The 12,032-nt window shown below is 57.9% G+C and carries 14 protein-coding genes; 2 read left to right on the top strand and 12 right to left on the bottom strand.

Translation table 11 applies throughout. The annotated features are described in order from the left end of the window. Positions 1–279: 279 nt before the first annotated feature. From ACW9UQ_RS09400 to ACW9UQ_RS09345, 12 genes are all read right to left on the bottom strand, one after another. Positions 280–936: an SDR family NAD(P)-dependent oxidoreductase gene (locus tag ACW9UQ_RS09400; RefSeq protein WP_458930763.1), complete on the bottom strand. Its 657-nt coding sequence runs from the start codon at positions 934–936 to the stop codon at positions 280–282. Further along, positions 937–1,506 carry a DUF2199 domain-containing protein gene (locus tag ACW9UQ_RS09395; protein ID WP_458930762.1) on the bottom strand — a complete coding sequence of 190 codons (570 nt, stop codon included), beginning with the start codon at positions 1,504–1,506 and terminating at the stop codon, positions 937–939. 224 nt (positions 1,507–1,730) lie between these two features. Next, positions 1,731–3,194 carry an amidophosphoribosyltransferase gene (gene purF, locus ACW9UQ_RS09390; protein ID WP_458930761.1) on the bottom strand — a complete coding sequence of 488 codons (1,464 nt, stop codon included), beginning with the start codon at positions 3,192–3,194 and terminating at the stop codon, positions 1,731–1,733. Positions 3,195–3,268: 74 nt separating this feature from the next. Continuing rightward, positions 3,269–3,898, bottom strand: a complete 630-nt coding sequence (locus tag ACW9UQ_RS09385) for a CvpA family protein (RefSeq protein ID WP_458930760.1) — start codon at positions 3,896–3,898, stop codon at positions 3,269–3,271. 22 nt (positions 3,899–3,920) lie between these two features. Next, on the bottom strand, positions 3,921–5,294 hold the full coding sequence (gene radA / locus ACW9UQ_RS09380; protein ID WP_458930759.1) for a DNA repair protein RadA: 1,374 nt from the start codon (positions 5,292–5,294) through the stop codon (positions 3,921–3,923). Positions 5,295–5,305: 11 nt separating this feature from the next. Continuing rightward, positions 5,306–5,614, bottom strand: a complete 309-nt coding sequence (locus ACW9UQ_RS09375) for a hypothetical protein (RefSeq protein ID WP_458930758.1) — start codon at positions 5,612–5,614, stop codon at positions 5,306–5,308. After that, complete coding sequence (locus tag ACW9UQ_RS09370; RefSeq protein WP_458930764.1) at positions 5,615–6,055, bottom strand: paraquat-inducible protein A; 441 nt, start codon at positions 6,053–6,055, stop codon at positions 5,615–5,617. Positions 6,056–6,124: 69 nt separating this feature from the next. Beyond that, on the bottom strand, positions 6,125–6,739 hold the full coding sequence (locus tag ACW9UQ_RS09365; protein WP_458930757.1) for a hypothetical protein: 615 nt from the start codon (positions 6,737–6,739) through the stop codon (positions 6,125–6,127). Further along, positions 6,736–7,485, bottom strand: coding sequence for an ABC transporter ATP-binding protein (locus ACW9UQ_RS09360; protein ID WP_458930756.1), 750 nt, complete (start codon positions 7,483–7,485; stop codon positions 6,736–6,738). The genes ACW9UQ_RS09365 and ACW9UQ_RS09360 overlap by 4 nt, the downstream gene beginning before the upstream one ends. Continuing rightward, positions 7,482–8,300 carry an MlaE family ABC transporter permease gene (locus ACW9UQ_RS09355; protein ID WP_458930755.1) on the bottom strand — a complete coding sequence of 273 codons (819 nt, stop codon included), beginning with the start codon at positions 8,298–8,300 and terminating at the stop codon, positions 7,482–7,484. The genes ACW9UQ_RS09360 and ACW9UQ_RS09355 overlap by 4 nt, the downstream gene beginning before the upstream one ends. After that, positions 8,300–9,337: an alanine racemase gene (alr, locus tag ACW9UQ_RS09350; RefSeq protein ID WP_458930754.1), complete on the bottom strand. Its 1,038-nt coding sequence runs from the start codon at positions 9,335–9,337 to the stop codon at positions 8,300–8,302. Before alr ends, ACW9UQ_RS09355 begins: the two co-directional genes overlap by 1 nt. 63 nt (positions 9,338–9,400) lie before the next feature. Further along, positions 9,401–10,051 (bottom strand): alpha/beta hydrolase, encoded by a 651-nt coding sequence (locus tag ACW9UQ_RS09345; RefSeq protein WP_458930753.1) that lies wholly within the window; start codon positions 10,049–10,051, stop codon positions 9,401–9,403. Positions 10,052–10,199: 148 nt separating this feature from the next. Between ACW9UQ_RS09345 and ACW9UQ_RS09340 the strand changes: the two genes are divergently transcribed. Both ACW9UQ_RS09340 and ACW9UQ_RS09335 read left to right on the top strand, forming a co-directional pair. Beyond that, positions 10,200–10,658: an Rrf2 family transcriptional regulator gene (locus tag ACW9UQ_RS09340; RefSeq protein ID WP_458930752.1), complete on the top strand. Its 459-nt coding sequence runs from the start codon at positions 10,200–10,202 to the stop codon at positions 10,656–10,658. Between the two features lie 81 nt (positions 10,659–10,739). Continuing rightward, on the top strand, positions 10,740–12,032 hold the full coding sequence (locus ACW9UQ_RS09335; RefSeq protein ID WP_458930751.1) for a cysteine desulfurase family protein: 1,293 nt from the start codon (positions 10,740–10,742) through the stop codon (positions 12,030–12,032).

The following is a 12,032-nucleotide window of genomic DNA, read 5'->3' as shown; positions in this document are numbered from 1 at the left end:
TTTATCCCGAAACGCTTTAATCACGGTCAGGTTCGAAACCCGCACATTCCCGCGCTGAACCGGTAAGTAGGGGCAGATCAGCGCGTAGTGGCTTTCTGTTATCTCATTCATAACATATACTTTGTACAAAACAGCACTATGCAATAGTGTTAACAGGCCCTAGGCAGCACGACGGCACCAATCGCAGTTCCGAGCATACCCAAAGCGTTGGCTGCTCCCGAAAGGACCGCGAACCGTGAGGGCGCGAACCAGTGGTTTACGACGTATAGCCCGCTGACCTTACAGGTCAATCTCTGCCAACAACCGCTCTGCCTCATCGGCGCAGGGCGTCAGGTTGTCTCGATTCTCGGCGGGGTGAAAGCGGCCCCGCAATGCCGTCGGCATCGGCTGCGGCGTGAAGAACTGCACCTTCGGACCAATATTGGCCCCCTCAACCTGCCAACTGCGCGAAGCGGCCTCTGCCGCGGCTTTGGTCATGCCATAGATGGTGTGAAACGGCCGACCGGCGGTGTCGGGATCGGTCAGCATCACAGCGGTTCCGGTTTCCGAGGCACGCAACAGCGGGTCTGTCATGGCAATCAGACGCTGCGTGGCGCGTGCATTGACGGCCCAGGCGCGGTCCAGCTCTTTCTCAGCCACATGACCGGCGGGCATCAGAGGTTCGGCATGAGCAGCACAATGCACCATCAAATCCAACCGCCCCCAACGGTCATAGATCGCGCGGCACATCCGCGCCAACCCACCATCATCGGTGATATCCAGCGGAACCAATGTGGTTGACCCGCCCGCCGCCTCGACCACGTCAGCCATTTCTTCCAGCCCGCCAGTGGTGCGCGCCAGCCCAATCACATGCCAGCCGCGTGTACCCAATGCCGTTGCAACAGCATAGCCAAGCCCACGCGAGGCCCCGGTGACAAGGGCGATACGGTCAGTCATTCATGGCTCTCCAAGATGGGGGCGGATATCCTTGCCAGCGGCAGCGTAGATATCCAGAAGGGTTTCAAAATCAATGCCATTGTCCTGCGCTGGCGCAATCGGATGGCCGGATTCTTCGTGAACTGTCAGGCTGGGACGCTGCCCCAACGGGCCAGGGATCAGATCGCAGGGCAGGGCGCTCTCTACCTCCCAGCCGGGGATCGGGTTGGCCAGCCAGGCAAAGCAGCCGTCGAAATCCGTATCACCGTCAAAATGCGCCAAATAGGCATCATAGTCGGTCAGTCCCAGCTGTGCCCAGACGCCATAGGCAAATACCTGATCCGTACCCTGTACCGGCAGGCGTAGCGAACACCGGACATAGCGCGCCTCACCAATGGAGCAGAGATTTGCGCCCAGACGATCCTCGCCCACGGCGACGGCATTCTGGGTCTTTCGTGCGTCATGCGGCCAAGTGGCGGGATGATTGAACGAAATGTCGATCAAGCCCGAGAAATTGGTACCGCAGCACTCACACTGATAATCTGGATCCATCAGCCGTTGCCAGCGCTGGTCGTCCTGAATGTCGGTCATACTGTGTCTCTGGGCTATTCTCTGTGCAGGTTCCGGTACATAAGCCCTCAGCGCTCAGATGTCAGCACCCACTGTCGCGCCTTCGCGGATTTCACTGACCTTTCATCAGCCGCAACAAAAAGGCTATGTGGTCTTTATTTTGTGGTGATACAGCTTCTGGACAGGTTCAGGCAGAAAGTGGCGTGATAGCGCAGCAATCAACGGGCATGACCACCAGATAAGGATCAAGCAGACTTCCTTACGCGAAATCCCCGGTCGACCATATCCTTGGGTTCGATCGGATAATCGCCGGTGAATACGGCGTCATAATAGGCCGGGTTGTCAGGGTCTCGGCCCTCAGGGATGCCGACTGCACGGTAAAGCCCGTCGATGGAAACAAATTTCAGCGATGCAACACCAAGAAAGGCGCGCATCTCTTCTTCTGTCATTTTTGCAGCCAGCAATTCGTCGCGGGTTGGCATATCCACGCCAAAGAAACAGGGCCAAAGGGTCGGGGGGCTGGCGACGCGGAAGTGGACTTCCTTCGCGCCGGCCTCCAGCACCATATCCTTGATCTTGCGCGCCGTGGTGCCACGCACGACGCTGTCGTCGATCAGGATAACGCGTTTGCCGCGCATCAGGGCGCGATTGACGTTCAGCTTCAGCCGCACGCCCATATTGCGGATCTGCTCGGTCGGTTCGATGAAGGTACGGCCAACATACTGGTTGCGCACAATCCCCATTTCAAACGGGATGCCGGAGGCTTGTGAATAGCCAATGGCCGCGGGTGTCCCGGAATCGGGGACAGGGCAGACCATATCTGCCTCGACCGGGGCTTCTTTGGCGAGTTCGGCACCGATTTGACGGCGCACTTCATAGACCGACTTGCCACCGATCACCGAATCCGGGCGGCTGAAATAGACATATTCGAAGATACAGGGCTGCGGGCGTTTGGGTTCGAACGGGCGGAAACTTGCGATCCCGTCCTCGTTTATGACCACCATTTCGCCGGGTTCGATCTCACGCACGAAATCAGCACCGATGATATCCAGCGCGCAGGTTTCCGAGGACAGAACATGTGCATCGCCCAGTTTACCCAGGACAAGCGGCCGAATGCCCAGTGGATCGCGCACGCCGATCAACTTGGAGCGGGTCATGGCGACGATGGAAAACGCGCCCTCAACCTGGCGCAAAGCCTCTTTCATCCGATCTGGGATCGTCCGCCCCATAGAGCGGGCCATCAGATGGACAATGCACTCGCTGTCAGAATTTGACTGAAAGATCGCGCCACGTTCAATCAGTTCGCGCCGCAACATCAGCGCGTTTGTCAGATTGCCATTATGCGCAATGGCCGCGCCGCCCATGGCGAATTCGCCAAAGAAAGGCTGCACATCACGGATAGCCGTATGCCCCTTTGACCCGGAGGTAGAATAGCGCACATGCCCAATGGACAATGCACCGGGCAGGGTTTTCATCAATGATTGCGAGGTGAAGTTGTCGCGCACATAGCCAAAGCGGCGGGCAGATTGAAATCCGGCCTCTTGATCATAAGAGACGATGCCACCGGCCTCTTGCCCGCGATGCTGCAGGGCATGCAGACCCAGCGCGACGAAATTGGCAGCATCTGATGCGCCGATCACACCAAATACGCCGCATTCCTCCCGTAGTTTATCATCGTCGAACGGAGGGCAAAGGGCGGGTTCTGTCATGGGGCGACTCGCATATACGACACAGGCCCCTGTTATAGGGGCCTGTGCGGGATGTGTCACGTGTATGTGACGGATTAGTTGTCGGTACTGCTGGTCGGATCAGTCGCAGGTACGTCGGGTGTCTCAGCTTCTGCCGCTGCACCTTCGCATTGGCCGATCAGACGCTCGTAGCGCTCCGAGATCCAGCCAGAGGCATCCTCGGGCAGTTTCTCCGAAATCCGCTGCTTGGCATCATTGAACACCGCAACGGTTTTGCTGTCTTCGACCATCGGAATGCCCTGGCCACCGGCGATCAGCCGGTCATAGACGATCAGGGCGACAATGATCAGCAGCGCACCGCGCGCCAGACCAAACAGAAAGCCCAGACCCTGATCCAGCGGCCCAAGTGCCGAGTTCTGGATCGCGCCCGAGATCAAAGGTGTAAAGATCGACACCACAATCAATGCGCCGACAAAGACAAGGCCGAAAGCGGCAATCATCGACAGGTCGCACGCATCGCCAACAAGATCAGCGACAAACGGTATCTCGCGGATCAGTGGTTCGACGTCCGGCGCAAAAATAAAGGCTGCAATAGCGGCAGCAACCCAGCCGATAATCGAAAGCACCTCGCGTATGAAGCCGCGCGAATACGCAAGCAGCGCCGAGACCGCCAGTATAAACAGCGATCCGCCGTCGATGATCGTAAATCCTTCGAACCCTTCCATGGAAGCTCCCCTATCCGCGTTTTCAGGTCTCTATCGCACCAAATGCGTCGTGAATAAAGCCATTTAAGTCGGTCGCTGTGACCATCTGCATCGGGATTTCCCCTAATGTTTTCATAGCCTGTGGCGCGAAGGCCGCAGAAAACCCTAATTTATGGGCTTCGCGCAGGCGTGTTTCGGCCTGACTGACCGGGCGCAGCGCGCCGGAAAGCGAGATTTCGCCGAAAACCACGGTGTCGGCAGCCAGCGGATGATCCTGCCGGGACGAGATCAGGGCGGCTGCAACCGCCAGATCGGCCGCCGGTTCGCTGACTTTCAGGCCACCCGCGACATTCAGGTAAACATCACAACCCGAGAATGAGACGCCGCACCGCGCCTCAAGCACCGCCAGCACCATGGCCAGACGCGCCCCATCCCAGCCCACAACCGTGCGCCGCGGCGTGGCCAGTGGGGATTGCGCGACCAGTGCCTGAAACTCCGTCAGCAGGGGGCGGGTGCCCTCGATCCCTGCAAAAACGACAGAGCCGGGGGCTGGGTTTTCGCGATCTGACAGGAACAAAGCTGAGGGGTTGGCGACCTCCTGTAAACCAGCGCCGGTCATTTCGAATACGCCGATCTCATCGGCAGGACCAAAGCGGTTTTTGACGGCGCGCAGAATACGGAACTGGTGGCCGCGCTCGCCCTCAAAATACAGCACGGTGTCGACCATATGTTCTACAACGCGGGGGCCTGCGATCTGACCTTCCTTGGTGACATGACCAACCAGAATGACCGAAACGCCGCGCTTTTTGGCAAAGCTGACCAGTTCATGTGCGCAGGCCCGGACCTGCGACACTGATCCTGGTGCGCTGTCGACCTTGTCCGACCACATGGTCTGGATGGAATCGATGATGGCCAGCGCCGGGCGTTCTTTTTCCAGCGTGGTCAGGATGTTGCGCAGGTTGGTTTCAGCGGCCAGCAGCAACGGCGATTGACGCAAGTCCAGCCGGTCGGCGCGCATGCGGACCTGACTGGCCGCTTCTTCGCCCGTGATATAGATCGCCGGTGCGCCCCGTCCGGCATAGGCCGCGGCGGCCTGTAACAGCAATGTCGACTTGCCGATCCCCGGATCACCGCCCACCAGAATTGCGGATGCAGGGACCAGACCACCGCCCAGCACACGGTCCAGCTCTGCCATCCCGCTATCGGTACGAACCAGCGGCGCATCGTCCTGATCCAGCGAGCTAAGCGCCATGGGCGTGCCCTTGGCTGCGCCCAAGGCGGATTTGCCCGGCCCGGTGCTAAGGGCGGCCTCTTCCTCAATGGTGTTCCATTCGCCGCACTGATCGCAGCGGCCCGCCCATTTCCGGTAAACCGCACCGCAGGCGTTGCAGACATATTGCTGGGTTGCTTTAGCCATAGGATGCAGGCCTACCCGGCAAAAGGCACGCCTGCAACCAGAGCGCCCCCGAATATGATTTGAAAGACGGGCAGAATGCGGTTCCAGCCATCCTCCAGCGCCATCACCGCCAGTCCTGCGATGATCAGCGCCACGCCAACCACCATCGCGGCACCCGGCGACACCGCGCTGAGCGTTGCCATACCAAGCACCGTTAGCGCCAGAGCGACAAGATGCGCCCAGCGTAGCCGTCCCTTTTGCAGATAGACCTGCGCGCCAGAAAACAGCGTCGCGGCAAAAACCGACGCGCCAACCATGATGCCCAGCAGAAGCCCCGGCATTTATTTGCGGGTGAAGTGGGTGATCAGAACAGAGCTGACCACGCAAGCCGTGAAGAAATAAAGCCCCCAGGCGGTTTCCACCCGGCCCACGCCGACGCCTTTGACGATCACGATATAAAGCGCGATCAAAAAGACATCGGCCATGGCGATCTTGGACAGGAAATTCAGCACCGGAATTGCGCGCGGTTTAAGCATGTTGAATTGCAGGCCAGCCAGCCAAAGGGTTTTCATGATTGGGGCCACCATCGCAAAAAACGCAACCAGCATGGCCAGCATGAAATCGGTTTCCCACAGCGTCTGAACGCCGGTGATGATCGAGATTTCGTCCTTCAGGTCGAAATAGGGCAGCAGTCCGGATTTCGCCAACGGCATGAACCACGACATCGGAAACAGCATCAAAAGCAACAAATTGGCGATTTTCAGAAACAAAGGCACGACCATTCGTGTTGAAAGCAGGCGATTGGCTATGTAGTGGCCCGCTTTGCCGGATGCAACAACCCGCAAAAGGGATCAGCAGTCATCCAATTTGGATTTTGCCCAGCCCCAGGACCGCTTGATCCAGCCCTGATCGGTATCGGTATCTGGGGGCGGGCAGTCTGATACAGTCTGGACCACTAGTGTCTCTGCCGGTAGGCTGGCCTGCTCGAAACTAAGCAGTAGTGCGGTGATCACAGTCAGAAAGATCACCGCCAGCACCGCATAAGCATGCCACTTTGGCACGCTTCGGTTCTGCACGCGCTCAGTTGTGGTTCGCCGTGCAGAGGCTTCCATAACCACCTGCGGCAGAGCAAAAAGAACAATGCCGATGACGCCCATGGCCAGTGCAAGATACCACGGCATTCCAACAAGAAACGGCAGCATACCCGGGGCAAACACCACCTCAACGAACGTGCCCGCAAGCAGAACAAGGGCAACCGCCCCCAGAAAGTAAAAGATCGGTCCGGCGAGAGTATCCGCGATGGCCTGAAACGGTGCAAAGATCAGCGCCACAATCGGAATCAGGATTTCCACCAGACCTGTCAAAAGGCCAACGATCAGGCCCGCCAACATCTCAAAAATTGGCGCAAATATTGCCGCAAGCAGCGCACCGATTGCCTCAAAGATGCCATCCAGAAGGACATTCATCGGACCGCCTTGATCGGTCCGTCGGCTGAACCTGCGATGAATTGTTGCAGATAAGGATCGCCGGAACTGTCCATCTGGCCAACCGGCCCGGTCCATTGCACAACACCCTGGTGGATCATCGCCACCTTGTCAGCGATGGCACGGACCGAGGTCATATCATGGGTGATGGTCATGGCCGTGGCACCAAGTTCGACGACAATTTCGCGGATCAGCTCATTGATCACGCCGGACATGATCGGGTCGAGGCCTGTGGTCGGCTCGTCGAAAAAGATAATATCGGGTTCGGCGGCAATGGCGCGGGCCAGACCGACACGCTTTTGCATGCCGCCTGACAGCTCAGCCGGGTAAAGGTCGGCGGTTTCAGGTTGCAGGCCAACACGGCGCAGCTTTTCGATGGCGATGTCGCGTGCTTCTGCCTTGGGGCGTTTGCGTTTGCCGCGCAGCAGGCGAAAGGCAACATTTTGCCAGACGCTCAGGCTGTCGAACAGCGCGCCGCCCTGAAACAACATGCCGAAATGCTCCAGAAACTCGTCGCGGTTATTGCCTTCAGTGCCCGCAACCGTGATCGATCCGCTATCTGGTTGGATTAGTCCCAGAACGCATTTCAGCAAGACGGATTTGCCGGTGCCAGAGCCACCTATAATCACCATGCTTTCGCCCTTGGCGATATCCAGGCTGACGCCCTGCAGGACCTTTTTCGGACCAAACGCCTTGGCGACCGTTTCGATATTGATCTTGCTGCTCATCGGGAGAAAAACACCTCCGTCAGCAGGTAGTTGAAGGCCAGGATCAGCACCGACGCGGTGACGACGGCATTGGTTGTGGCCCGCCCGACGCCCTGTGCGCCGCGACCGGAGTTATAGCCGTGATAGCATCCCATCATCGCCACGATAAAGCCGAACACCGCAGCTTTGGTCAGACCAGAGGCAACGTCGATCAGCTTCAGAAAATCCCAGGTGTTGTGCAGATAGGCCGCCGCATCCAGGCTTAGGCGTTGGGTGCCAACCAGAAAGCCGCCCATGATGCCGATGATATCACCGATCAGCACCAGCAGTGGCAGACAGATTGTGGCCGCCAGCAGGCGCGGCACCACCAGGAACTTCATCGGGTTGGTCGACAGTGTTGTCAGCGCGTCAATCTGCTCCGTCACTCGCATTGTACCAAGTTCCGCCGCGATCGAGGCCGACACACGTCCCGCCACCATCAGCCCGCCCAGCACCGGCCCCAATTCGCGCACCATGCCGATGGCGACAATGGATGGAACCACCGAAATGGCGTTAAAGCGCGAGCCGCCTTCGTAGATTTGCAATGCAAGGGCCGCGCCGGTGAACAAGGTCGTCAGGCCGACGACGGGCAGCGAATAATAGCCGATACGCAGCATCTGTTGCAGCAGTTCTGCGGGGTAAAAGGGCGGGCGCAGCATGTGGGACACTGCGGCACCAACAAAAATCGCCAGCCGCCCGATGGCCGCGCACAACTCCATCGTGCTGCGACCAATCGCAGCCAGAAAGTTCAGAACCAGTGTCAGAGGCACCATACTGCTCGTCTTATCTGTGGTCATCAGCCGCCCTTGTAGACCCGTTCGTAGCGCGCGCCAAGGCTGGTCAGAATTTCATACCCAATGGTGCCGGCTTTCGTCGCAAGATCGTCGATGGCTTGATGTGGACCAAGCAGGGTCAGCGCATCCGGAGTGCCGGGCAGGTGGGTGATGTCGACCGTGATCAGATCCATCGAAATACGCCCGACCACGGGGCAGGGGGTATCATCAGCATAAAGCACGGTTCCATTGCCGAGGGCGCGTAAGATACCATCGGCATAGCCTGCAGCCACCGTCGCGATCCGCGCCGGGGTTCTTGCGACCCAATCCGCGCCATATCCAACGGTCTCGCCCACAGCGACGCGGCGGCTTTGGATCACCGGCAGGTCAAGGGTCACCACGGGGCGCGCGTCCTTAAACGGAAGGCCGCCATAAAGACCGATCCCGGGGCGGGTGAGATTTTGGTGATAGTCCGGGCCAAGCAGGATACCGCCAGTTGCAGCCAGGGATAGCGGGACATCAGCGAAATCAGATGTCATAGCGGCAAAATTGGCGTGTTGTGCTGCGTTTTGCGGATGACCCGGCATGTCGGCGCAGGCCAAATGGCTGATGATCAACTCAGGCTGGGCGGTCATCTGCGCGCAGAGTTGGGGGAAATCCTGAGGCTCTATGCCAAGCCGGTTCATGCCGGTATCAAGCTGCAAGCCAAAGGGCGTCTCGGGGCATTCGGAGCGATGGCGCAGGCACTGCTCTGGACTGTTTAGCAGTGGGATCAGTTTTGCGTCGCGGCAAAGTGCTGTATCCCAGGCCATAAGGCCTGAGAAGACAAATATCCTGGCGTCGGTCAGGATTTTGCGTAAAGCCGCACCTTCTTCCGCAATGGCCACGAAGAAACTACGCGCACCAGCTGACCAGAGAGCCTCAGCAACTTTCTCAAGTCCGAGCCCGTAGGCATTTGCTTTGAAAACAGCGGCGGTTTCCACGTCACCTGCGCTTATGGTATCAAGCGCCGCCCAATTGGCCGCGATTGCATCAAGGTCAATGGTAAGGACTGCACGCATGTCTAAGTCGCGAAGGTCACGGCCGTCAGGTAGGGTGGGTTGAAACCCACCCTACACGCGATCTCAGCGCGATGGATCGGCAAGTCGACCACGGACGTAGTTTTCGACATTGCCGATCATTTCATCCATTCCGGGATCAAAGAAATGACCTGCACCTTCGATCAACTGGTGCGTGATTGTAATGCCCTTTTGTTGCTTAAGCTTGTCCGCAAGATTGGCAATCTCGGTGGGCGGAACTACGCGATCACCTGTCCCGTTAATGATCAGACCAGATGACGGGCAAGGTGCCAAAAAGGTGAAATCATACATATTGGCCGGGGGCGATACCGAGATGAATCCCTGTATCTCTGGCCGCCGCATCAAAAGCTGCATGCCGATCCAGGCACCAAAGGAAAAGCCGGCAACCCAGCACCCTTTGGCGTTCGGGTTCAGGGCCTGAAGGTAATCCAGGGCAGAGGCCGCATCGGACAACTCACCGATGCCCTGATCATATTCACCCTGGCTGCGCCCGACACCGCGGAAATTGAACCGCAAAACGGTAAAGCCCAGATTGTGGAACGCATAATGCAGATTATAGACGACCTTATTGTTCATCGTCCCGCCAAACTGCGGATGCGGGTGTAGAATAATCGCAATAGGCGCGTCTTTTTCCTTTTGTGGGTGGTAGCGGCCCTCCAGACGCCCTTCCGGGCCTGGGAAAATCACCTCGGGCATGTTCTGCCTTCTCCTTAATGGCACCGCGATTGCTTGACGGAATCGGCCGGTCAACCTAGAAACGTTCTAAATTCCGGAACATTGCCGGAAGGTACCGGGACAGGTAAGGCTTGTGACGGTTTGCGTCAACAGGCAGGGGCTATCTGGAATGAAACTCAGCACCAAAGGTCGTTATGCGATGATCGCGCTGGCAGATCTTGCTCGCGCAGGTGAAGGCGCGCTGACTTCACTATCGGCAATTTCAGAGCGGCAGGATATCTCGCTGGCCTATCTGGAGCAGCTGTTTGTGAAGCTGCGCCGGGCAGAGATTGTCGAAAGTGTGCGCGGCCCTGGCGGCGGCTACCGGCTGGCCCGACCAGCGGAGCGTATTCGCGTGTCGGAAATTCTACAGGCCGTGGATGAGACGATGGATGCGTTGTCACGCGGGGCAGGTGCATCGGGCGCCACATCGGGGACCGATGCGCAGCAACTGACAGATAAGCTGTGGGAGCAGTTGTCAGCACATGTCTATGTGCTGTTGCATCAAACCCGGCTGTCTGACGTGGTCAGCGACCAAATGGCCCCATGTCCGGCGGTTCCTGCCTTTGTGGAGCTGGTGGATGAATAACAGAAGTCGTCATTGGTGGGTTTTACCCACCCTACACCATGCCCGTAGGGTGGGTAAAACCCACCCTTGCCGGAGGATGCCGTGAGCCGGGTCTATCTTGACTGGAACGCGACAGCCCCGCTGCGGCCCGAGGCGCGTGCAGCGATGATTGCGGCGATGGATGTGGTTGGAAATCCCTCGAGCGTGCATGCGGAGGGGCGCGCGGCTAAAGGATTGGTCGAAACGGCCCGGGCGCAGGTGGCGGAATTTGTGGGGTGCGCACCGTCCGAGGTGGTTTTTACGTCAGGGGCAACAGAGGCGAACCAGTTTGTAACCAAAAATGAAGGTTTCTTTCAGTCTTCGGGGATGGAGCATGAAAGCATCGAATTCTGGGCGAAGGTTGCCAAGGACGAGGAAAACTTCGATTGGATCAATTCTGACGGCGCCAGCCCCATTGGCGCAGAGCATTTTTCACATCGTTGCAATTATCGGGTTGAGTTTACTGCAGAGCAGATGATTGAGTCCCACAAGTTCTTTAACTCGGGACAAGAACCTGGTTTTGTTCTGAAAACTCTTATGAAATTGTCTGAAAAAAAGAAGCCGGACCAGATAGGTTCTTGGTGGCATAACAGTTACCCAAATGAACTTCGGTACTATGCGATCGTATCCTGCATTGCGGCTTGTGGTGAAACTGGTGTGGTCAATCATCCTGCAGTGACATTTTCAACGATCAATCGTCTAAAGGGGTTGGCGATTCATACTGATTCCACGCAGATGCTTGGCCGGTTGGCTTTCGATTTCCGCGACTATGACATCGATTTGACGTCTGCGTCATCTCATAAGTTAGGTGGGCCGAAAGGGTCTGGCTTGTTGGTTTTGAAAGATGGCATTCATCTTGGTGATGTTGGCTTGCTGGCCGGTGGCGGCCAAGAAATGGGCCGCCGGTCGGGCACCGAAAACGTTATCGGAATCGCGGGCTTTGGTGCTGCCGCTGCGGCTGCCCAACGTGATTTGGCAGACGGCGTTTGGGACCGGGTGGCTGAATTGCGTGACCGGATGGAGGAGGTTCTCTTGAATGAGGCCCTGGACATCCTCATCTTTGGTAAGGATGTGGCGCGCCTGCCCAATACCTCTTGCTTTGCCATTCCCGGCTGGAAGGGCGAGACGCAGGTGATGCAGATGGATCTGGCGGGCTATGCCATCAGTGCCGGGTCTGCCTGTTCCTCGGGCAAGGTTAAGGAAAGCCGGGTGTTGCGCGCCATGGGTTTTGACAGCGAGACGGCGTCAAGCGCCATTCGCGTCTCGCTTGGGCCGACAACGACAGAAGATGAAATTATGGGCTTTGCCCGCACATGGATCGAGCATTACCGCCGCTTCAAGCAGCGCGCGGCCTGA

The organism is Halovulum sp. GXIMD14793, assembly GCF_054457435.1.
The sequence above is the reverse complement of the archived record's forward strand: the minus strand, read 5'-3'. Positions and strand labels throughout refer to the sequence as shown.